15 protein-coding genes and 1 pseudogene are annotated in these 21,264 nt (G+C 72.3%); 11 read left to right on the forward strand and 5 right to left on the reverse strand.

Features of this window, described 5'->3' with window-relative positions:
- Positions 1 to 806, reverse strand: a pseudogene (locus ACEQ2X_RS07795) (hypothetical protein); the annotation flags it as partial.
- Between the two features lie 457 nt (positions 807 to 1,263).
- Between ACEQ2X_RS07795 and coxB the strand changes: the two are divergent.
- The 6 genes from coxB (at position 1,264) to ACEQ2X_RS07825 (ending at position 7,021) form a co-directional block, all read left to right on the forward strand.
- Complete coding sequence (gene coxB, locus ACEQ2X_RS07800; RefSeq protein WP_370325236.1) at positions 1,264 to 2,343, forward strand: cytochrome c oxidase subunit II; 1,080 nt, start codon at positions 1,264 to 1,266, stop codon at positions 2,341 to 2,343.
- 3 nt (positions 2,344 to 2,346) lie between these two features.
- Positions 2,347 to 4,323: a cytochrome c oxidase subunit I gene (gene ctaD, locus ACEQ2X_RS07805; protein ID WP_370325237.1), complete on the forward strand. Its 1,977-nt coding sequence runs from the start codon at positions 2,347 to 2,349 to the stop codon at positions 4,321 to 4,323.
- On the forward strand, positions 4,323 to 4,961 hold the full coding sequence (locus tag ACEQ2X_RS07810; RefSeq protein WP_370325238.1) for a heme-copper oxidase subunit III: 639 nt from the start codon (positions 4,323 to 4,325) through the stop codon (positions 4,959 to 4,961). The genes ctaD and ACEQ2X_RS07810 overlap by 1 nt, the downstream gene beginning before the upstream one ends.
- A 23-nt stretch (positions 4,962 to 4,984) precedes the next feature.
- Positions 4,985 to 5,314, forward strand: coding sequence for a cytochrome C oxidase subunit IV family protein (locus tag ACEQ2X_RS07815; RefSeq protein ID WP_370325239.1), 330 nt, complete (start codon positions 4,985 to 4,987; stop codon positions 5,312 to 5,314).
- 28 nt (positions 5,315 to 5,342) lie between these two features.
- On the forward strand, positions 5,343 to 5,966 hold the full coding sequence (locus ACEQ2X_RS07820; RefSeq protein ID WP_370325240.1) for a plastocyanin/azurin family copper-binding protein: 624 nt from the start codon (positions 5,343 to 5,345) through the stop codon (positions 5,964 to 5,966).
- Positions 5,967 to 6,040: 74 nt separating this feature from the next.
- The gene (locus ACEQ2X_RS07825; RefSeq protein WP_370325241.1) at positions 6,041 to 7,021 is read left to right on the forward strand and encodes a glucosyl-3-phosphoglycerate synthase; all 981 of its coding nucleotides are present in this window, start codon (positions 6,041 to 6,043) and stop codon (positions 7,019 to 7,021) included.
- A gap of 206 nt (positions 7,022 to 7,227) precedes the next feature.
- On the opposite strand, the gene ACEQ2X_RS07830 is transcribed toward ACEQ2X_RS07825, so the two are convergent.
- On the reverse strand, positions 7,228 to 8,928 hold the full coding sequence (locus ACEQ2X_RS07830; RefSeq protein WP_370325242.1) for an alpha-amylase family glycosyl hydrolase: 1,701 nt from the start codon (positions 8,926 to 8,928) through the stop codon (positions 7,228 to 7,230).
- 145 nt (positions 8,929 to 9,073) lie between these two features.
- Between ACEQ2X_RS07830 and ACEQ2X_RS07835 the strand changes: the two genes are divergently transcribed.
- Positions 9,074 to 10,360 carry a citrate synthase gene (locus ACEQ2X_RS07835; RefSeq protein ID WP_370325243.1) on the forward strand — a complete coding sequence of 429 codons (1,287 nt, stop codon included), beginning with the start codon at positions 9,074 to 9,076 and terminating at the stop codon, positions 10,358 to 10,360.
- 18 nt (positions 10,361 to 10,378) lie between these two features.
- On the opposite strand, the gene ACEQ2X_RS07840 is transcribed toward ACEQ2X_RS07835, so the two are convergent.
- A complete protein-coding gene (locus ACEQ2X_RS07840; RefSeq protein WP_370325244.1) occupies positions 10,379 to 15,148 on the reverse strand; it encodes an NAD-glutamate dehydrogenase in 4,770 nt (1,589 codons plus the stop codon).
- Positions 15,149 to 15,165: 17 nt separating this feature from the next.
- Positions 15,166 to 15,543 carry an ACT domain-containing protein gene (locus ACEQ2X_RS07845; protein WP_370325245.1) on the reverse strand — a complete coding sequence of 126 codons (378 nt, stop codon included), beginning with the start codon at positions 15,541 to 15,543 and terminating at the stop codon, positions 15,166 to 15,168.
- A 115-nt stretch (positions 15,544 to 15,658) separates the two neighbouring features.
- Here ACEQ2X_RS07845 and ACEQ2X_RS07850 point away from each other — a divergent pair, with 115 nt between their 5' ends.
- The 4 genes from ACEQ2X_RS07850 to ACEQ2X_RS07865 all read left to right on the forward strand — a co-directional run bounded on the left by ACEQ2X_RS07850 (position 15,659) and on the right by ACEQ2X_RS07865 (position 20,810).
- Positions 15,659 to 16,069: a universal stress protein gene (locus ACEQ2X_RS07850; protein ID WP_370325246.1), complete on the forward strand. Its 411-nt coding sequence runs from the start codon at positions 15,659 to 15,661 to the stop codon at positions 16,067 to 16,069.
- Positions 16,070 to 16,323: 254 nt separating this feature from the next.
- Positions 16,324 to 17,754: a septal ring lytic transglycosylase RlpA family protein gene (locus ACEQ2X_RS07855; protein WP_370325247.1), complete on the forward strand. Its 1,431-nt coding sequence runs from the start codon at positions 16,324 to 16,326 to the stop codon at positions 17,752 to 17,754.
- A gap of 41 nt (positions 17,755 to 17,795) precedes the next feature.
- The gene (locus tag ACEQ2X_RS07860) at positions 17,796 to 19,769 is read left to right on the forward strand and encodes an acetoacetate--CoA ligase (protein WP_370325248.1); all 1,974 of its coding nucleotides are present in this window, start codon (positions 17,796 to 17,798) and stop codon (positions 19,767 to 19,769) included.
- Between the two features lie 9 nt (positions 19,770 to 19,778).
- On the forward strand, positions 19,779 to 20,810 hold the full coding sequence (locus ACEQ2X_RS07865) for an aldo/keto reductase (RefSeq protein ID WP_370325249.1): 1,032 nt from the start codon (positions 19,779 to 19,781) through the stop codon (positions 20,808 to 20,810).
- A 1-nt stretch (position 20,811) separates the two neighbouring features.
- Here ACEQ2X_RS07865 and ACEQ2X_RS07870 read toward each other — a convergent pair whose 3' ends face one another.
- Positions 20,812 to 21,258: an SRPBCC domain-containing protein gene (locus ACEQ2X_RS07870; protein ID WP_370325250.1), complete on the reverse strand. Its 447-nt coding sequence runs from the start codon at positions 21,256 to 21,258 to the stop codon at positions 20,812 to 20,814.
- Positions 21,259 to 21,264 lie beyond the last annotated feature (6 nt).

A 21,264-nucleotide genomic window follows, 5' to 3' on the forward strand; every position in this document is an offset into this window, starting at 1 on the left:
ACCGCGACGCCGCGGACGGCGACGCCGAAGCGCTCCGCCACCTCCGCGGCGTGGGCCTCGCGGGCCGGGCCGCGCAGCCGCGGCTGCCCGTGCTCGGCGCCCTCGTCCGGGTCGGGGGGGAACAGCCACTCGCGCAGCTCGCGCTCCTGGCGCCGGGCCAGGGACCGCACCGCGCCGGCGTCGTCGGCGCGGCGCTGCACCAGCGCGAGGGTCTGCAGGACCGAGTCGTGCAGGTGGGTCGCGGTGGCAGCGCGCTCCTCGGCCACCGCCAGCGCGGCCTCGGCCCGCCGGGCGCGGCGCTCGTTGGCGCGGATGACCTCGACGCCGAGCCACAGCGCCACCGCGCCCAGCACGTACAGGAGGAGGTTGCTGAGGACGACCGGGCTGAGCTCGCGGCCGACCAGGCCCAGGGCGACCAGGGTCGCCGCGGACAGCACCGCCGTGGCGACCACCACGCCGCGCCGCCCGGCGGCCGCGAGGGCCACGACCAGGGCGGCGAACGGGTAGCCGCCGGTGTAGGAGGACGCCTCTCCGGCGAGGGCGGGGACGATGATCACCGCGACGGTCACACCCAGGTCGACGGCGAGCAGCCCCCAGTCGTGCCCCGCCGCCCGGCGCATCCACCCCGACAGCCACGCGAGGACCGCCCAGCCCACGCCCACCGCGGTGGTCGCGACCGCGACGAGCGGGACGTCGACCTGCCCGGACAGGCCGTACACGGTCGTGAGCGCCGCCATCCAGACCGCGCCGATCTGGCGCAGGACCAGGGCGACGCGACCCAGGGCGGCATCGACGGAGGACTCCACGTCGCCCGAGCATGCGTGCGCGGGAGGGATCCACCAAGTCGATCCACCGGGTGACCGGCCCCCGCCGGACACGGCAACGGGGGTGCTGTTGGGCACCTCCGGAGGTCATGTGCAAGAATCTGGCGATGTGCACCGCACCCGCTCGGGGCCGCCGGGGACGCGACGTCGAAGACGACGCCATGTCCGTCCTCGTCACGAGCAGACCCCTGACCGACCGCGACCAGTGGCACCACCACCCCCCGACGGGCCGCGAGCCCCGGTGCCCACGACGACCGCCAAGGAGACGTTCCCCACGATGAGGTCCACCACCCTGCGCCGGCGCTTCAGCGGTCCGAGCACACCGCTGGAGCGCAGGACCGCGGATGGGGGTTCGAAAGGGGGCGGCCGCCCCCTTGGGCGAGCACTGAGGGCCGGCCGGGCCCGTGCCGTCCTCGCGCTCAGCGCCGTCGCCCTGGCGGTGTCCGGGTGCTCGGCGAACCTCGACGGCACCGGCACCTCCAACATCCCCGGCCCCGACCCGCAGCGGGACCTGCCGGCGAACGCGCTGGCCCCCCTCGGACCGGTCGCCGAGCGCCAGGACGACCTGTGGAACATCGCGTACCCGATCTCGATCGCGGTGTTCGTGCTCGTGTTCGCCGGGCTCGCGTTCATCATCGTGCGCTTCCGCGACCGTGGCCAGGAGCAGCTGCCCAAGCAGGTCCACGGCAACACCAAGCTCGAGATCGCCTGGACGTTGGTGCCCGCGCTGATCCTGGTCGCGATCGCCGTCCCGACGGTCCAGACCATCTTCGAGCTGGCCGACGAACCGGCTGAGGACGCCGTGATGGTCACCGTGGTGGCCAAGCAGTACTGGTGGCAGTTCGAGTACACCGACGCCGACGCCGGCTTCTACACCGCGAACGAGCTGCACATCCCCGCCGGCCGCGAGGTCTACCTCACCCTGGACGGCAGCGAGCCCGCCGGCCCGCAGTACGGCACCCCGCCCGTCATGCACAGCTTCTGGGTCGCCTCCCTCGCCGGGAAGCGCGACTGGGTCCCCGGCGCGATCCGCGAGATGCGGATCGAGGCGGCCGAGCCCGGCATCTACCCCGGCAACTGCGCGGAGTTCTGCGGCCTGAGCCACGCCAACATGCGCTTCACCGTCATCGCCCACGAGGAGGCGGAGTACGAGGAGTGGGTCGCCAACCAGCGCGAGCCCGCCGCCGAACCGACCGACGAGCTGGCCCTCGCCGGCCAGGAGGCCTTCGTCACCCAGACCTGCGTGGCCTGCCACAACATCACCGGCCACCCCCAGAACGGCGAGTCCCGGGTCGGTCCGGACCTGACCCACTTCGCCAGCCGCGAGGCGTTCGCCGGCTACATCTTCGACTCGCCCTTCGGGAACTCCGTCGAGGACCCGGAAGAGGCCCGCGAGCTCCTGCGGGAGTGGATCCGCAACTCAGCCGACCTCAAGCCCGGCTCGCAGATGCCCCAGTTCCCCAACATCTCCGATGAGGACGTCGATGCGCTCATCGCCTACCTCAGCACCCTGGAGTAACCCATGACCGTGATCGCAGAGAACCCCTCCGGCGCGACCACCCCGCGGCGCGGCGGCCTCTTCAGGCGCCCCGTCGAGACGTCCGGGTGGAGATCGTGGCTGACCACCGTCGACCACAAGCGCATCGGCATCATGTACGCGTTCGCGTCGCTGGTGTTCTTCGCCGTCGGCGGCCTGGAAGCGCTGGCCATCCGCGCGCAGCTGGCCGGCCCGAACGGCGAGATCCTGTCGGCCGACGTCTACAACCAGGTCTTCACGATGCACGGCCTGACCATGATCTTCTTCGTGGTCATGCCCCTGGGTTCAGCGTTCATGAACTTCCTGCTGCCCCTGCAGATCGGTGCACGCGACGTCGCCTTCCCCCGGATCAACGCACTCAGCCTGTGGGTGTGGATCGCCGCGGGCCTGTTCATCTACAGCTCGGTGTTCTTTGACGGCATGCCGTCGAACTCCTGGGTGTCCTACTTCCCCCAGGCCGCCGTCGGCCCGGACCCGACCGGGACCAGCCTTGGCGCCGATGTCGCGTCGATCCAGATGTCGCGGACGCTGTTCTACTCCCTCGGTTTGCAGATCGCCGGCATCGCGTCGCTCGCCTCGGCGGTGAACTTCATCGTCACGATCCTCAACATGCGGGCGCCGGGCATGACGCTGATGCGCATGCCGGTGTTCACCTGGATGACCTTCGTCGTCGCCTTCCTGCTGCTCTTCGCCATCCCCGTCATCGGCATCGCCCTGTGGCAGATGATGTTCGAGGTCCGCTGGGGCGCCCCGTTCTTCAACCCCCTCCAGGGCGGCGATCCGGTCCTGTGGCAGCACATGTTCTGGCTCTTCGGGCATCCCGAGGTCTACATCATGATCCTGCCCGCCTTCGGGATCGTGTCAGAGATCCTGCCGACGTTCAGCCGCAAGCCGCTGTTCGGGTACTCCGCCATCGTCTTCAGCGGCATCGCGATCGGGTTCCTCGGCTGGGGCGTGTGGGCCCACCACATGTTCACCTCGGGCCTCGGCCCGGTCGCGGACACCGCCTTCGGCCTGACGACGATGTTCATCGCGGTGCCGACGGGCATCAAGATCTTCAACTGGCTCGGCACGATGTGGGGCGGCCAGATCCGCTTCACCACCCCGATGCTGTTCGCCATCGGCCTGGTGAGCATGTTCACCATCGGCGGCCTGAGCGGCGTCACCCACTCCCTGGTCCCCCACAACACCCAGCAGCACGACACCTACTACATCGTCGCGCACTTCCACTACGTGCTGTTCGGCGGCGCGCTGTTCGGCCTCTTCGGCGGCATCTACTACTGGTTCCCCAAGGCCTTCGGCCACCTGCTCAACGAGAAGGTCGGCAAGATCCACTTCTGGCTGATGATCATCGGCTTCAACCTGACGTTCGGACCGATGCACATCCTCGGCCTGAACGGCATGCCGCGGCGGTACTACACCTACGCCGACGGGATGGGCTGGAACTTCTGGAACGCCGTGGTCGGCGTCGGCGCGGTCGTGATCGCAGTGTCGTTCCTGGTGTTCATGGCAAACGTGTGGATCAGCCGGAAGAACCCGGCGGCCGGCGCCGACCCGTGGGATGCCCGCAGCGTCGAGTGGCTGACCTCCTCGCCGCCGCCGGTCCACAACTTCGACCAGATCCCGGTCATCAGCGACCGCGACGAGCTCTGGTACCGCAAGTACGCCGGCCACGAGGGCGGGACGGGCGCGACCCGCGTGCCCGCCGGCGCCGCGGGCGAGGAGAACCCCGGCGGCCCGTACGGCGACAAGGTCAGCGGCAAGACCGCGAAGGAGCTCGGCATCCACATGCCCGACCCCTCCTGGTACCCGCTGTTCGTCGCCGCCGGCCTGCCCATCGCCGCCTACGGCGTCTTCTTCCAGGGCGCCGCGATGATCACGCTGTTCGCCATCGGCGGGATCATCACCGTCGGCGCGATGTTGGGCTGGGCGATCGAGCCCAGCGCTGAGGAGCACCACTGATGTCCGCGATGACACCGTCCGCCTCCGGCGGAACCACCCCGGACGAGGTCGAGGTCCCCGACCACGGCCACACCACGAACTTCGGGATCAGCAACGAGAAGCTCGGCATGTGGACCTTCATCGGGTCCGAGTGCCTCTTCTTCGGCGCGATGATCGCGACCTACCTGCTGTACCTGAACCGCACGAACGAGGGCCCCACCGCCCTCGAGATCTTCGACATCCCGTTCACGTCGGCGTCGACGTTCATCCTGCTGATGAGCTCCCTCGGGATGGTGCTCGCGCTCGACGCGCTGCAGCGCCGGAACATGCGGGCCTTCCAGACCTGGATCCTGACGACCGCGCTGCTCGGCATGGTCTTCCTGTCCGGGCAGATGTACGAGTTCGCCTTCTTCGTCGAGGAGGGCTTCAAGCTCGAGACCAGCCCCTTCAGCGCCGCGTTCTTCATGCTGACCGGCTTCCACGGCATCCACGTGACCTTCGGCGTGGTCATGCTGGTGGTGCTCTGGGCGCTGTCGCTGCGCGGCTCGATCAGCCACAAGAACACCGAGGCCGTCGAGCTCGTCGGGCTGTACTGGCACTTCGTCGACATCGTCTGGATCGTCATCTTCACCGTCATCTACCTGATCCCCGTCGGGTAGCGGGCAGAGGAGCACCTCCCACCATGGCCGTAGACCAAGAAGAGCAGCACCACGACCACCCGAGCCGGTCCACCTACATCGAGATCGCCGGGATCCTCGCGGTGATGACCACCCTCGAGGTGCTGCTGTACGTCTTCCGCGACAGCCTGGGCCGGTCGGTGACGACCCCGGCCCTGATCGTCCTCACCGTCGGGAAGTTCCTGCTGGTCGGCCTGTGGTTCATGCACCTGCGGTTCGACCACCCCGTCCTGCGCCGCCTGTTCATCGCCGGCCTCGCCCTGGCCGCCGTGGTGTTCGCCGTCGTGACCGCCGACTGGTTCCTCGGCTCCAACGGCATCACGCAGGGCTTCTAGCCACGATCCCCCCGGAGCGCACCACCCGATGAACGAGAACTTCCGACGCCGCGTCTTCACGCCGCTGGTGATGCCGATCACGATCCTCGGCGGGATCCTGCTGTTCGCCTGGAGCCTGTCGCGGATCCTTCTGGCCGTCCCCGAGTCCGTCAGCGTTCTGGTCGCCGTCGGCGCCGCCGCCTACGTGCTGGTCATCGCCTTCGTCGTCGAGCGGTCCCGGACCATCGCCGCCCCCGCCCTCGCCGTCGGCCTGGTCGTCGCCATGCTGGGCCTGGTCGGTGCTGGCGCCGTCGCGGCCTCCGTCGGCGTCCGCGAGATCCACCACGGTGAGGAGGGGGAGGGTGGCGGCGAGGAGACCCTGACCGAGATCCCCGAGGGCGCCCTCGTGTGGGAGTCCTACGAGCAGGCGCTCATCTACACCGACGCCCCCGCCACCGGCCCCGCCGGCGAGGTCGTCGTCGCCATCGACAACCCAACCGGGCAGGTCCACAACGTCGTGATCGAGGGCTTCCAGAACGACGCGGTGCTGGTCGAGGCCGCCAACGGCATCGACGTGGCGCCGATCACGATCGAGGCGGGCGACTACACGTACTACTGCAGCATCGCCGGGCACCGCGCCGCCGGCATGGAGGGCCAGATCACCTTCGAGTGACGCGGCGTGCGGCGACGGCCCACCCCCCCGTCGCCGCTCACAGTCCCGTAACACGGCCCGTCTACCCTGGCCCCATGGGTTCCCACGCGCCCGGACCGCACATCCCGGCCTTCGACGTCGACGGCTGGTTCGCCCGGCGGACGTTCGACGCGGACGCCTTCGACGTCGACGAGCTGGCCGAGGCCAAGACGGCCGGCGACACCTCCGTCAGCGTCGTGCTGCCGGCCTACGACGAGGCGCCCACGATCGGCGGGGTCATCCAGGCCGTCATGGAGCTGGCCGGGAAGCTGGTCGACGAGGTCGTCGTGCTCGACGGCGGGTCGACCGACGGCACCGGGGAGGTGGCCGCCAGCTCCGGCGCCCGGGTCCACACCGCCCTGGGCGCGTTCCCCGAGCTCGGGCGGGCCCTCGGCAAGGGGGACGCGCTGTGGCGCAGCCTGGCGGTGACCAGCGGGGACATCGTCGTGTTCGTCGACACCGACATCCGCAACCCCGACCCCCGGTTCGTCAGCGGCCTGCTCGGCCCGCTGCTGCTCGACCCCGACGTCGCGCTCGTGAAGGCCTTCTACGACCGCCCGATCGAGCTCGACGGGATGATGCACCCGTCCGGCGGCGGCCGTGTCACCGAGCTGCTCGCCCGCCCCCTCCTCAACCTGTTCTGGCCGGAGCTGGCCGGCCTGGTCCAGCCCCTCAGCGGCGAGTACGCCGGCCGGCGCGACCTGCTCGAGGCCATCCCGTTCCTCACCGGCTACGGGGTCGAGATCGGCATGCTGATCGACACGGTCCTGCTGCGTGGCGCCGACGCGATCGCTCAGGTCGACCTCAAGCGCCGCGTGCACCGCAACCAGGACATCACCGCCCTCAGCCGGATGGCCTTCGGGGTGCTGCAGGCCGCGCTCCGCCGCCTGCCAGAGGCCGACCGCGCCAGGCTCGGCGACCTCCCCAACGCCTACCGGCAGTTCGCCCGCGGGGGCGACGGCCAGGTCCGCGTCCGCCCCGAGGCCGAGGTCGCCATCGTCGAGCGCCCGCCGATGGCCTCCCAGCGGCGGGCGTAGCCCGCCCCTCCCCCGACGGCCCCGACCCTCCCCCGGCGGCCCCGCCCCTCCCCCGACGACTTTCGGTGCAGCTAGCGCCGTTCACCTGGGTGCGCCGGTGCACCGAGAGTCCCCGGGAGTGCAGGCGGGATCAGGCTGGAGCGCCCGAGGAGGCCACGCCGACGCCGGCGCTGACCCGAGTCAGTGCACCGAGAGTCTCCCGGGGTTCAGCGCTCCTCGAGCCACGCGACGCCGTAGGGGGGCAGGACCAGGGGGTCCCCTCCGGTGACCGGCTCGTCGCAGCCGCCGAGGCGCTCCACCCACACCCCGCCGCCGGCCAGCTCGGCGGGGCGGACGGTGCGGTCGCGGTCGGACACGCTGACGACGACGAGCACCCGTCGCCCCGGGTCCCCCCGCACGACGGCGAACAGCCAGCCGGGCGCAGGCAGGACGACCTGCGGGCTGGCCGGGCTGAACGCCGGGTGGCTGCGGCGGAGCGCGATCAGGCGGCACAGCGACTCGAACACGACCTGGCGGAGGGTGCCGGGCCGGTCGAGGGTGTCGCGCAGCTCCCCCAGGTCCACCCGGGCCCGGTTGACCGACCGGAGCCGGCCGGTGGACCGGACCAGCTCTGGGTCGTTCCGGATCGCGAACAGCGCGCCGAACCAGATGCCCGGCACGCCTTGGAGGGCCAACAGGATGGCGTGGGCCGCCGCGATCCGGGCGACGCCCTGCCCGTCGTCCGCCACGGCGATCAGCGCGTCGACGTAGGTCGTGTTCAGCTCGTACGGCGTCTGCGAGCCATCAGCTGCGGCGCGGTGGCTGACCCCTCCCCCGGCGGCGCGGGCCAGGTCGCAGAGCCCCTCGACCTGGGCGGCGGAGAGGAGGCCTTCGGCGGGGCGCATGCCGATGCCGTCGTGGGAGCCGAGGAAGTTGAGGAACGCCGTGCCCGGCAGGGGGTCGGCGAGCGACGCCGCCCAGCGGGTGAGGTCCTGGGCGTTGCCCCAGGTGAACGCCGCCAGCACCAGCGGGGCGAGGGGGAACTGGTAGACGAGGTGCGCCTCGTCGTCTCCGGCGCCGAAGTAGCGGATGTTCTCGTCGTGCGGGACGTTCGTCTCGGTGATCAGCAGCGTGCCCGGCGCGCAGGCGTCCAGCACGGTGCGCCACAGGCGGATGACCTCGTGGGTCTCCGGCAGGTGGATGCACGTCGTGCCCGAGGTCTTCCAGAGGAACCCGACGGCGTCCAGGCGGATGACCGACGCGCCGTGCGCGGCGTAGCGGAGGAGGACCTCGGTCATCGCCACGAGCACGTCGGGGTTGGCGTAGTCGAGGTCGACCTGGTCGGGTCCGAACGTCGTCCAGGCGAACCGCGGCATCGCGTCCGGCCCCTCGAACGCCGTCCGCAGCGGCGAGGTGCGCGGCCGCACGACCCGCTCGACGTCGAAGGCCTCGGGCACCTCGAGGACCCAGCCGTCCCGCTCGCCGGCGCACCACTCCCGCACCCAGCGGCTGGATGCGCTGACGTGGTTGACGACCGCGTCGAGCATCACCCGCCGGTCGGCGGCGATCGCCTCGACGTCGGACCAGGTGCCGATCGCCGGGTCGACCGCGAGGTGGTCGACGACGGCGAACCCGTCGTCGGAGGTCCAGGGGAAGAACGGCAGCAGGTGGATGCCGTCGACGACGTCGGCCAGCTCGTCGGCGAGCAGCGACGCCATGGCCTGCAGCGGACGGCGGCCCTCCTCAAGCACGTGGTCGGCGTAGGCGATCAGCCACACGTCGCGCTCGTCCAGGTCGCCGGGCCGCGGCGGGCTGGCGTGGGTCGCGCAGACGCTGAGCAGGCCCTCCAGCGCACGCCGGGCGCCAGCGGGGTCGTACAGCCGTTCCAGGTGTGCGCGGAGCGCGTCGGCCAACGAGGTCCCGGACATCGCCCCAAGCGTGCCAGCCCGGTGTTGCGGGTAGGTATCGGCTCACTGATCCGCGCGCCCATCCGCTAGCCTGCGCAGGCGGTCGGCGCGACCCGCCGACCACGCCGGGCCGAGCGTCACCCACCACCCAGAGAAGGTTCACGCGATGACAGACCACGCCAGGATCGAGCTGAACGGGGATGCCTTCGAGGCCCCTGTGATCACGGGGACGGAGGGTGAGCGGGGCATCCACTCCTCGGGGCTCCGCGGCGCGACCGGCCTGACGACCTACGACCCGGGGTTCGCGTCGACCGCGTCCTGCGCGAGCGAGATCACGTACCTCAACGGCGAGGCCGGCATCCTCCGCTACCGCGGCTACCCGATCGAGCAGCTCGCCGAGCACTCGACGTTCCTCGAGGTCGCCTACCTGCTGATCTTCGGGGAGCTGCCGACCCAGGCGGAGCTGGACGACTTCACCCACCAGATCACCATCCACACGCTGCTGCACGAGGACATGCGGCAGTTCTTCGACGCGTTCCCGAAGAACGCCCACCCGATGGCGATCCTGTCCGCTGCGACCGCGGGGTTGAGCACCTTCTACCAGGACCACTACGACCCGCTGGACGAGCGCGACGTCGAGGTCAGCATCTACCGGCTGATGGCGAAGCTGCCGACGATCGCCGCGTGGTCGTACAAGAAGTCGATCGGGCAGGCGTACATCTACCCCTGGAACAAGCTGAGCTACCCGGCCAACTTCCTCCACATGATGTTCGGGGTGAAGGCCGAGCCGTACGAGGTCGACCCGGAGATCGCGAAGGCCCTCGACCTGCTCTACATCCTCCACGCCGACCACGAGCAGAACGCCTCCGCCTCGGCGGTCCGCCTGGTCGGGTCGACGAACGTCAACATGTTCGCGGCGATCGCGAGCGGCATCAACGCGCTGTGGGGTCCGCTGCACGGTGGCGCCAACCAGGCGGTCCTCGAGATGCTGAGCGAGATCCGCGACGCCGACGGCGACACCGCGTCGTTCATCAACCGGGCGAAGGACAAGGACGACCCGTTCCGGCTGATGGGCTTCGGGCACCGCGTCTACAAGAACTTCGACCCGCGGGCGACGATCATCAAGGAGACCGCGGACAAGATCCTCCAGAAGCTCGCGCCGAACGACCCGCTGTTCGAGATCGCGAAGGAGCTCGAGGAGGTCGCGCTCAGCGACGACTACTTCGTCGAGCGGAAGCTCTACCCGAACGTCGACTTCTACTCGGGCCTGATCTACCGGGCGATGGGCCTGCCGGTGGAGATGTTCACCGTGATGTTCGCCATCGGCCGCCTGCCGGGCTGGATCGCCCAGTGGAAGGAGATGATGGCGGACCCGGAGAAGCGGATCGGCCGTCCCCGCCAGATCTACAAGGGCTCCTCCGAGCGCGACTACACCCCGATCGAGCAGCGGTAGGCGCTCCGGCGCTCGCGGTCAGGCGATGATCTGCCCCAGGGCGCGGACCGCCACCGCGAGGGCGTCGAGGTCCGAGTCGGTCTGGGACCGGACCTGGCGGGCGATGTCGCCGGCCTGTGCCACCGCGTCCTCGCGGGCGGCGAGGTAGCGCTCCACCACCTCCGCCGGGTCGGCGTCGTCACCCGTGCCCGCGTCCTCGGCGATGGCCTGGCGGGCCAGGGTGTGGTGGATGCCGCGCAGGTCGTCGATCAGGCCGCGGTGCTGCCCGCGCTGCCACCGGCCGTGCGGCTCGTAGGCCATCAACCCGGCGTTCAGCTGCTCGAGGGGCAGGTGCCGGGCCAGACCCTCGTACACCGCCGCGCAGTCCGCGACCGACCGGTGCGCCGAGCGGGCGGTCACCGCGATCCCGGGCACCAGCATGAGCGCCGGCAGGGCGGCCATGCGGGTGGCGACCTCCTCGTCGATGCCGAGGTCGATCCACCGCTCGGCGGCCTCGCGGATCGACCGGCGCTGCTCGCGGAGGTCGGCCTTCGCGGTCCGCTCGGCGAGGTCGCGGAAGAGCGGACGGTCGTCGGCGACGGCGGCGCTGATGTCGGCCACCCGTCCCATGCGGACGTAGGACCGCGCGAACGCGTCGACGAGCCAGTCGACCCGCGCCTTCAGCTCGAGCTGCAGGACCGGGTCGGTGCGGGCGTCGAGCCCCTCCACCTCGCGCCACAGGCCGTCGGCGTCGATCACCTCACGGGCCAGCCAGTAGGCGCCGGCGACCTCGGCGACGTCGCAGCCGAGATCACCCGCGGTGCGGGTCGCCCAGGTGATGCCGAGCCGGTTGCACAGGTCGTTCGCGACGACGGTGGCCACCAGCTCGCGACCCAGGCGGTGGCGTTCGGGCAGGTCCCCGAACCGCTCGGCCACCGGGGTCGGGAAGTAGCGGGTCCGGACCTCGTCGAACTCGGGCTGGTCGATGACGTCGGAGGCGAGCAGCGCCTCGGACAGATCGATCTTCGCGTACGCCAGCAGGACGCACAGCTCCGGACGGGTCATGCCGGCGCCTTGGTCCTGCCGCCGGTCGATCTCGGCCGGATCCGGCAGCACCTCCACGTCGCGGTCCAGCCGCCCGCGGGACTCGAGGCGGCTCATCAGCATCTCGTAGCCGCCCATCCCGCCGGGGGCGGCGTGGAGCTCCTGGCTGACCGCCCACGTCTGCAGGTAGCTGTCGCGCAGCACCTGGTCGGCCAGCTCCTCGGTCTGGCTGGCGAGCAGGTCGTCGCGATCTGCCTCGTCGAGCAGGCCGTCCTCGATGGCCTGGCCGAGCAGGATCTTCAGGTTCACCTCGCGGTCGGAGGTGTTGACCCCGGCGACGTTGTCGATCGCGTCGGTGTTGCAGCGGCCGCCGCGCCGGCTGTAGGCGATCCGGCCCCGCTGGGTCATCGCCAGGTTGCCGCCCTCACCGACCACCCGGGCGCCGATCTCGTCCGCGTCGATCCGGACGGCGTCGTTCGCGCGGTCGCCGACGTCGGCGTGGCTCTCCTCCCGGGCCTTGACGTAGGTGCCGATCCCGCCGAACCACAGGAGGTCGGCCGGGGCGGCCAGGATGGCCCGGATCAGCTCGGGGGGGCTCAGCTCCTCCGCGTCGACCCGCAGGGCCTCGCGGGCCTCGGGGCTGAGCGGCACGACCTTCGCGGTCCGCGACCAGACGCCGCCGCCGGGGGAGATGAGGTCGCGGTCGTAGTCCTGCCAGGACGACCGGGGCGTCTCGTAGAGGCGGCGGCGCTCGTCGTACGCCGGGCCGGGGTCCGGGGCCGGGTCGATGAAGATGTCCCGGTGGTCGAACGCGGCCACGAGGCGGGTGGTGCGACTGCGCAGCATCCCGTTGCCGAACACGTCGCCGGACATGTCGCCGACGCCGACGGCGGTGAACGGCTCGGTCTGGACGTCGACGCCGAGCTCGCGGAAGTGCCGCTGCACCGCCACCCAGGCGCCCCGGGCGGTGATGCCCATCGACTTGTGGTCGTACCCGCTCGACCCGCCGCTCGCGAACGCGTCGCCGAGCCAGTAGCCGTACTCCTCGCTGATCGCGTTGGCGACGTCGCTGAACGCCGCGGTCCCCTTGTCGGGTGCGACGACGAGGTACGGGTCGTCGCCGTCGGCCCGGACGACGCGGTCCGGCGCGACGATGCGGTCGCCCTCGATGTCGTCGGTCACGTCGAGCAGACCGCGGATGAACACCCGGTACTGCGCCTCGACCTCCTCGGCGAGCTGTGCGGAGTCCGTCGGGCGCTGCTTCAGCACGAACCCGCCCTTCGACCCGGTCGGGACGATCACCGCGTTCTTCGCCACCTGGGCCTTCATCAGGCCGAGGACCTCGGTCCGGAAGTCGTCCATGCGGTCGGACCAGCGCAGCCCGCCGCGGGCGACCGGTCCGCCGCGGAGGTGCACCCCCTCCATCCGCGGGGAGTAGACGAACACCTCGCGGAACGGCACGGGCTTCGGCACGCCCGGCACGCGGGAGGGGTCGACCTTGAGGGCGAGCCACGGCCGGTCACGCCAGCGGTTGGTCCGCAGCGTCGCGTCGATGACGCCGAGGAAGGAGCGGAGGATGCGGTCCTGGTCCAGGCGGGTGACCTGGTCGAGCGCGTCGACCACGGCCTGGCGGGCGTCCGACGCGGCCGCCTCGCGCGCCTCGGGGTCGGCCGGCCCGTCGGGGTCGAAGCGGGCGTCGACGTAGGCGATCAGCGCCCGCGCCACGTCGGGGTGCTCGAGCAGCGCCTCGTTGGTCGTCGCCTCGGTGTAGGTGGTCCCGATCTGGCGGAGGTAGCGCCGGTAGGCCCGCAGCACGACGACCTCGCCGACGTCCATGCCGGCGCTCGTCACCAGCCGGTTGAGGCTGTCGACCTGGGCGCGCTGCTCCCACATCGCGTGGGCCGCCGCGGCGATGCGTGGCCCGTCCGCATCGACGTCGACCGCGGTCTCGCACCGCACCCCGTAGTCGTGCAGGTGGACCTCGTCGGCGACGGGGGTGTCACGCAGCTCGTAGGGGTGCTCCTCGACCACCACCAGGCCGAGGGATTCGAGCACGGGCACGAAGCCCGAGAGCTCCACCCCCTCGCCGGCCTTCGAGAGCCGGAAGCGCAGCAGGTCGGCGTCGTCGTCCGCCGCGGGGGCGGCCAGCCGCATCCGGACCGCCTCGGGACCGTCGAGGGACACGAGCTGGCGGACGTCCTCGACGGCGGTCTCCACCGCCGTGGTCTGGGTGTACGTGGCCGGCAGGGCGTCGGCCCACCGACGGGCGGCAGCCCGGTCGCCCACGGGCCCGCCGTCGCCGGCAAGGGCGTCGACGAGGGTGTCGGCGAAGGAGCGGGTCAGGACCACGATCTCCTGCTGCAGGGCGTCGACGTCGACCGGCCGGGCCGACTCCCCCTCGCGCAGCCGCATGGTGAAGTGCATGAGCGGCTGGTCCCGCTCCGTCATCGACAGCTGGTAGCTGACGGACTGGGCGCCGACCCGCTCGGCGATCAGCTGCTGGATGTCCTCCCGGAGCTCTGAGCTGAACCGCTCGCGGGGCACGGTGACCAGCGCCGACGTCGAGTGCCCGGACTCCTCCGGCCGCAGCATCACCCGGACGTCGCCGTGCCGGCCGAGGTCCATCAGCGACACGAGCGAGTCGCGCAGGTGCTCGGTGTCGGACTCGAACAGCTCCTGCTTCGGGAACGCGTCGAAGAGGGTCCGGAGCGCCCGCTCGTCCTGGGAGTGGTCGACGACGTCCTCGGCGTCGAGGATCGCGCCGAGCTTGCGGCGCAGCACCGGGATCTTCGACGCCGGCTCGACGAACGCCTTCTGCGCCAGCAGGCCGATCAGCCGGTGCCGACCGACGACCGCCCCGTCGCCGTCCAGCCGGGGGACCCCGATGTCCATCATCCGGACCTGGCGGTGGACCGTCGAGCTGCGCGCGGTCCGGGTCATGCGGAGCAGCGGGCCGCCGGCGGCGACGTGGGCGCGCATGACCCCGGACAGGTCCGCCACCTTGACCGGGTCGGCGAAGCGGGACTCCCCCTCGTCGCGGAGCAGGCCGAGGCCCGACCCCTCCCCCACCGTGACCGCGTCGTCGCGGACGTCGTAGCGCCGGTAGCCGAGGAACACGAAGTGGTCGTCGAGCAGCCAGCGGAGGAACGCGACGAGCTCGTCGGGGTCCCCGTCGAAGGGCGCGGCGGCGTCGCCCCAGCCGCTCGCCTCGTCGATGATCCGCTCGACGGCCGACCGGATGTCGTGGAAGTCCCCGACGACGTGGAGGGCGTCGGCCAGCACGCGGTGCAGGTGCTCGGCGACGCGGGTCCGCGACCGCTCCCCCAGCTCGGTCTGCAGGTCGAGGGCGAGGTAGGTCTCGCGGTGGTCGGCGTCGCGGGCCGACGTGATCTCGCGCAGCGCCCCGTCGGCATCGCGCACGACCCCGACGACCGGGTGGGCGAGGTCGAGGGGCTCGAGCCCCAGCCGGTGGAGCTCCTCGGTGATCGTCGACAGCACGAACGGGCCGTCGGTGAGGTGGATGTGCACCAGGGTGGTGCCGTCGACCGCCTCGACCCGGATCGTCGGGTCGTCGGCGGTGCCCTCCTCGAACGCGTCGAGCGCACGGCTGATCCGGCGCACCGCCAGGTCGGTGTCGAGCCGGGACAGGTCCCCGCCCGGCAGGCGGCGGTAGGTGGCGAGGGCGAGCGCGCAGGCGTTGGCGGCCCGCTCCTCGGGCAGCGCGTGCTCGAGCGCCTCGCAGAGCTGGCTGAGTGAGGTGTGCATCGCGCGGCCGCCGTCGGCTACGGGACGCCGAGCAGCTCGCGAGCGCGGTCGACGTCGTCGACGACCATCACCATCCGCCCGCCGGTGGCCAGGTAGGCCTGCTCGATGTTGATGCCCGCGTCGGCGACCGACCGGCAGATCTCCCCCATCGCGCCGGGCTGGTCGGCGATCTCGACCACCACGACGTCACGGGCCGCGCGGACGTCGAGGCCGGCCTCGGCCAGGACCTCGAGGGCGTGCTCGGCGTCGGGGACGAGGACGTGCACGACCCCCTTGCCCTGCCCGGTGAAGGCGCTGAGGCCCTCGATCGAGATGTCGGCCCGGCCGCAGGCCTCGCCGAGGCGCGCCAGCACGCCGGGCTGGTCGTCGGGGATGAGCGTGAAGTCCTTGTGCACCGATGTGCCCTCCTCTGCGCAGCGGTCTCCTCGGTGATCCCCCGGCCGCGAGTCTCGCACACCCCGCGTCCGCCAGGCCGTACCCTTCGACGTCGACAACCACCCCACAGAGGAGATGCAGGACATGAAGGTGCTGGTCGGGTTCATCACGACACCGGAGGGGGAGGCGGCGCTCGAGGCCGCGATCGCGGAGGCCAAGCTCCGTGACGCGCGCCTGGTCGTCGTCCACTCACTGGTCGGCGGCGGCCGCGACGAGGACCAGCTGCCCGAGTACAAGAAGGCCCTCGACGCGGTGGCCGCGCGCCTGGAGGCCGACGGTGTCGACCACGAGATCCGGGAGCTGGTCCGGGGCAACGCGCCGGGCAACGACCTGCTCGAGTTCTCCCGCGACGAGGCCGTCGACCTGATCGTCATCGGCGTCCGCCGCCGCTCCCCGGTCGGCAAGCTGGTGCTCGGCTCGAACGCCCAGGACATCCTGCTCGGCGCGGACTGCCCGGTCCTCGCGGTCAAGCCGGCGAAGAGCTGATCGGGGTCGGGGGGGACCCGACGACCGCACCGCCGACGCCCGCACAAGGACCGCCTCCCGTCCGACGGTACAGGTGACCGTCTGGACGACGTGAGCGGCTTGTACGACCTCGTACCAGTCGGCACAGTCCACACCTCGACTGCGGCTTCACCCTCCTTCCCCCCTGTTCGGGTGTCGAACCCAGCTAGGCGCGGCCCCTGCGGCGCGCCGCCACGCCCCAACGTGGTTGACCTGACGCCGACCCCCAACCCCCCATGACCTCCACCCTCCGGGCAGCCCTGCGCGCGATCCTGGTCGCCGTGCTCGCGCTGCCGCTGGCCGCCGCCCCCGCGGCGGCCGACTCCCCCATCAGCCGCACCGCGGGCGAGGACCGCATCCAGACCGCGGTCGAGGCCTCAGAGGACTACCGCCAGCACGCCACCGACGCGGTGCTGGCGACGGCCTTCTCCTTCCCCGACGCCCTCGCGGCCGGCGCGCTGACGAACCGGCTGGACGCGCCGCTGCTGCTGACCGGTCCCGACGCGCTGCCGCAGGCGGTCGCCGACGAGCTCGCGCGACTCCGCGTCAACACGGTGTGGATCCTCGGCGGGCCGCAGGTGGTCTCCGACGCCGTCGAGGGCCAGCTTGCCGACCTCGGCTACATGACCCGTCGGCTGTCCGGCCAGGACCGCTACGAGACGGCCGGCCGGATCGCCGAGGCCGCGGGGCCGTCCGCGACGGGCGAGGTCGTCCTCGCGCTCGGCGAGCACGACGACCCGGACCGCGCCTGGCCCGACGCCGTGGCCAGCGGGGCGCTGGCGGCGACGCCCGACCGGGTGCCCACGCTGCTGACCCGCCCCGAGGCGCTGCCCGCCGCCACCGAGGCGTCGCTCGGCGCCCTCGGGGCCGAGGAGGTCATCATCCTCGGGGGCGAGACCGTCGTCGCCCCGGCCGTCGAGTCGCGCCTCCGCGACCTGGGCTACGCGACGCGGCGGGTGGTCGAGGACTCGCGCTACGACACCTCGGCAGCCCTCGCCGCCGACGCGCTCGAGCGCTTCGACCCCGGTGCCCGCCCTGCGGTGTTCGCCTCGGGGCGCGCCTACCCCGACGCGCTGGCGGCCGGGTCGCTCGCCGCGAGCCTGCGCGCGCCGCTGCTGCTGGTCCCGCCGCGCGACCGCCTGCCGGCCGCGAGCGAGCAGTTCCTCCGCGCGAACGCCGACCGCCTCGACTCCGGCGTCGTGGTCGGCGGCCCGGCCTCCGCCGACGACTACGTCGTGGCCCAGCTCGCCGCCGCGATCGAGGACGAGCCGGCACCCGCCGTGCCGCCCCCGGCGGACGGCGAGGCCGACCGCGCCGAGCAGCCGATGGCCGCCGAGGACCCGCCCCCGGCCGAGCCGGCGGTCCAGGAGACCTTCACCGGCGAGGCGTCCTGGTACGGCCCGGGCCTCGAGGGCAACCAGACCGCCAACGGCGAGCGGTTCGACCCCAGCCAGCTGACCGCCGCCCACATGACCCTGCCGTTCGACTCGATCGTCCGCGTGACCAACCTGGCCAACGGGCAGTCGGTCGAGGTGCGGATCAACGACCGCGGCCCGTACCACTCGAGCCGGGTGCTCGACGTGTCGTCGGCAGCGGCCGACGTGCTGGGGATGAAGGCCGACGGGGTCGCGCAGGTGCGCTGCGACGTGCTGAGCTACGGCGGCTGACCCGACCCGGGGGGCGCCGAGCCGTTAGCCTCCCGAGGCGGATGAGCGCCAACCCGATCCTGTGGACCCCCGACCCGCAGGCGGCGGCCGCGACGAACCTCGCCGCCTTCGCCACCGCCTGCGGCCTGGCCGACGACGACGGCACGGTGGACTACCACCGGCTGTGGCGGTGGTCGATCGCCGAACCCGACGCGTTCTGGGCCGCGGCCTGGGACCGGCTCGGCGTCGTCGCCGCCCGGCCGCCCGACGCGATCACCGAGGGGTCGGGCCTGCCCGGCACCCGCTGGTTCCCCGGCGCCCAGCTGAACTACGCGGAGAACCTCCTCGCCGGCGACCCCGACGACCTGGCGGTCATCGCCACCGGTGAGGGGCGGGAGCCGCGCCGGTTCACCGTCGCGGACCTGCGACGCGACGTCGCCCGCGTGCAGGTGGCCCTCACCGACATGGGTGTGTCCGCGGGCGACCGGGTCTGTGCGGTCATGCCGAACGCCGTCGAGACCCTCGTGATCATGCTGGCCGCCACCGGCCTCGGTGCCGTCTGGTCCTCGACGTCGCCGGACTTCGGCGTCCAGGGGGTCGTCGACCGCTTCGCCCAGGTGGAGCCGGCCGTCCTGGTCGTCGCCGACGGCTACACCTACGGCGGGCGGATCCACGCCCTCGCCGGGAAGGTCGCCGACGTCGTCGCCGCCCTGCCGACCCTCGGCCACGTCCTGGTCGTCGACTTCGCGGGCGTCGGCCTGGACCTGGCGGGTCCGGACCTCCCCGACGGCACGTCCGGGCCGGCCCGCCACGACTACGTCGACGTGGTGGCCGACGGGCCGACCGAGCCGACGTTCACCCCGGTGGCCGCGGACCACCCGCTGTTCATCATGTACTCCTCCGGCACGACGGGGGTGCCGAAGTCGATCGTGCACGGCCACGGCGGCAGCCTCGTCAAGCACCTCGTCGAGCACCAGCTCCACACCGACCTGCGGCCCGGCGACGTGATCATGTGGTTCACCACCTGCGGGTGGATGATGTGGAACTGGCTGGTCAGCGCTCTCGCGAGCCGCGCGACCGTCGTGCTGTACGACGGGTCGCCGACCACGCCGGACGCCGGGGTGCTGTGGCGGCTGGTGCCCGCGCTCGGCATCACCCACTTCGGGACCAGCCCCAAGTTCCTGGCGGCCTGCCAGGCAGCCGGGCTGGAGCCGGCCGCCGAGGCCGATCTCTCCTCCCTGCGGGCGGTCCTGTCCACCGGGGCGCCCCTGACCCCCGAGCAGTTCGACTGGGTGTACGCCCACGTCGCCGCCGATGTCCAGCTGGCCTCGGTCAGCGGCGGCACGGACCTGCTCGGCTGCTTCGCCGGCGGGGTCCCCACCCTCCCCGTCCGCCGCGGTGAGCTGCAGGCCCGCACCCTCGGCATGGCCGTCGAGGCGGTCGACGAGCAGGGCCGCCCCGTCGAGGTCGGCGTGAAGGGCGAGCTGGTGTGCACCCAGCCGTTCCCGTCGACGCCGATCGGGTTCTGGGGCGACCCGGACGGCAGCCGCTACCACGACGCCTACTTCGCCCAGCACCCGGGCGTGTGGACCCACGGGGACTTCATCGAGCTGCGACCCGAGGGCGGGGTGGTCATCCACGGCCGCTCCGACACGACCCTCAACCCCGGCGGGGTGCGGATCGGCACCGCGGAGATCTACCGGGCGATCGACGGCGTGGAGGAGGTCGTCGACTCGATCGTCGTCGGCCGCGAGCACGACGGGGACACCGAGGTCGTCCTGTGCGTCCAGCTGGCGGAGGGGATCGCGCTGACCGACGAGCTGCGCCAGCGGCTGGCCAGCCGGATCCGCCAGGCCACCACCCCGCGCCACGTCCCCCGCCACATCCACGCCGTGCCCGCCATCCCCTACACCCTCAGCGGCAAGAAGGTGGAGAAGGCCGTCCGGACGGTGCTCTCCGGCGGCGCCGTCGACAACGCGGACGCCCTGGCGAACCCCGAGTCCCTCGACGGCTTCCGCGGCCTTTTCGACGGCTAGGGTCGTCCCATGGAGCACCGAGCTTGTGGAGCGAGCGGCCTGCGCCTCAGCGTCCTGGGCCTGGGCACGATGACGTTCGGGGCGGAGACCGACGAGGCGGGATCCCACGCCCAGCTGGACCGCTTCGTCGACGCCGGCGGCACGTTCATCGACACCGCCGACGTGTACACCCGCGGGACGTCGGAGTCGATCATCGGCCGGTGGATCGCCGACCGCGGCCACCACGACGACGTCGTCATCGCCACGAAGGGGCGCTTCGCCATGGGCGACTCGCCGCTCGACGCCGGCGCCGGGCGGCGCCACCTCACCCGGGCGCTGGACGCCTCCCTGCGCCGTCTCGGCACCGACCACGTCGACCTGTACCAGGTGCACTGCTGGGACCCGCGGACCCCGCTCGCCGAGACGCTCGAGACCCTCGACGGGTTCGTCCGCGACGGCAAGGTCCGCCACGTCGGCTGGTCCAACGTGACCGGCTGGCAGCTGCAGCGGATCCTGCGGCTGAGCGAGGCCGAGGGGTGGGCGCGGCCGGTGTCGCTGCAGCCCCAGTACAACCTGCTCGAGCGGGGCATCGAGCTCGAGGTGCTGCCCCAGTGCCTCGAGGAGGGCGTCGGCGTGCTGCCGTGGTCCCCCCTCGGCGGCGGGTGGCTGACCGGCAAGTACCGCCGGGACGACCGGCCGTCGGGCGCCACCCGGTTGGGCGAGGACCCCGAGCGCGGCGTGGAGGCGTGGGACCGCCGCAACACCGAGCGGACGTGGGACATCATCGACGCCGTCCAGGCGATCGCCGGCGGCCGCGGCGCCTCCGCCAGCCAGGTGTCGCTGTCCTGGGTCCGCCAGCGGCCCGGCGTCACGTCGGTGATCCTCGGCGCCCGCACCGTCGAGCAGCTGGAGGACAACCTCGGCTCGCTGGACGTGACCCTCGGCGACGTCGAGATGGGCACGTTGACCGTGCTGTCGACCCCGCCGATGCCGGACTACCCCTACGGCTTCGTCGCCGACGAGGGCGGCTACCCCGGCTGGGACGACCTGGGCGCTCGCTGACCTAGCGGTGCCGTGCAGCCAGCACGGTGAGGGACTGCTCCAGCATGTTCGCCACCTTGCGGCGGCCGAGCAGCCGGATCAGGACGCGCTGCCACCAGCCGGCGGCCTGCTGGCGGGAGGTGATGGTCACCTCCGTGCCGTCCCCGACCGGCTCCAGGTCGATCTCGACGGTCGTGTCCATCGCGAGGGTCGGGGCCGCCCGCCCGTCGAGGGTCTCGGCGACGTGGGTCCACGCGAACCGCCGCGGCGGGTCGGATGCGGTGACCCGGGTCGTCACCGCCGACCGCTGCGCGCCCCAGGACCCGATCAGCACGCGGACGTCCGGCTCGGGGGTCTCGACGGCGTCGCAGAACGCGTACCAGCTGGCGAACGCGTCGGCGTCGGCGATGTCGGACCACACCGCCGCGGGAGGGGCGGGGACGACGCCGGTGGCGCTGATCTCGAGCACGGGCTG

It is taken from the genome of Euzebya sp. (genome assembly GCF_964222135.1).
Classification (GTDB): domain Bacteria; phylum Actinomycetota; class Nitriliruptoria; order Euzebyales; family Euzebyaceae; genus Euzebya.

Excerpts from the sequence above, each read along its gene's own strand:
- ACEQ2X_RS07865 (WP_370325249.1), top strand. The coding sequence starts at position 19,779 with ATGGAGCACCGAGCTTGTGGAGCGAGCGGCCTGCGCCTCAGCGTCCTG.
- ACEQ2X_RS07810 (WP_370325238.1), top strand. The coding sequence starts at position 4,323 with ATGTCCGCGATGACACCGTCCGCCTCCGGCGGAACCACCCCGGACGAG.
- ACEQ2X_RS07820 (WP_370325240.1), top strand. The coding sequence starts at position 5,343 with ATGAACGAGAACTTCCGACGCCGCGTCTTCACGCCGCTGGTGATGCCG.
- ACEQ2X_RS07815 (WP_370325239.1), top strand. The coding sequence starts at position 4,985 with ATGGCCGTAGACCAAGAAGAGCAGCACCACGACCACCCGAGCCGGTCC.
- ctaD (WP_370325237.1), top strand. The coding sequence starts at position 2,347 with ATGACCGTGATCGCAGAGAACCCCTCCGGCGCGACCACCCCGCGGCGC.
- ACEQ2X_RS07825 (WP_370325241.1), top strand. The coding sequence starts at position 6,041 with ATGGGTTCCCACGCGCCCGGACCGCACATCCCGGCCTTCGACGTCGAC.
- ACEQ2X_RS07855 (WP_370325247.1), top strand. The coding sequence starts at position 16,324 with ATGACCTCCACCCTCCGGGCAGCCCTGCGCGCGATCCTGGTCGCCGTG.
- ACEQ2X_RS07850 (WP_370325246.1), top strand. The coding sequence starts at position 15,659 with ATGCAGGACATGAAGGTGCTGGTCGGGTTCATCACGACACCGGAGGGG.
- ACEQ2X_RS07830 (WP_370325242.1), bottom strand. The coding sequence starts at position 8,928 with ATGTCCGGGACCTCGTTGGCCGACGCGCTCCGCGCACACCTGGAACGG.
- ACEQ2X_RS07835 (WP_370325243.1), top strand. The coding sequence starts at position 9,074 with ATGACAGACCACGCCAGGATCGAGCTGAACGGGGATGCCTTCGAGGCC.
- ACEQ2X_RS07860 (WP_370325248.1), top strand. The coding sequence starts at position 17,796 with ATGAGCGCCAACCCGATCCTGTGGACCCCCGACCCGCAGGCGGCGGCC.
- ACEQ2X_RS07840 (WP_370325244.1), bottom strand. The coding sequence starts at position 15,148 with ATGCACACCTCACTCAGCCAGCTCTGCGAGGCGCTCGAGCACGCGCTG.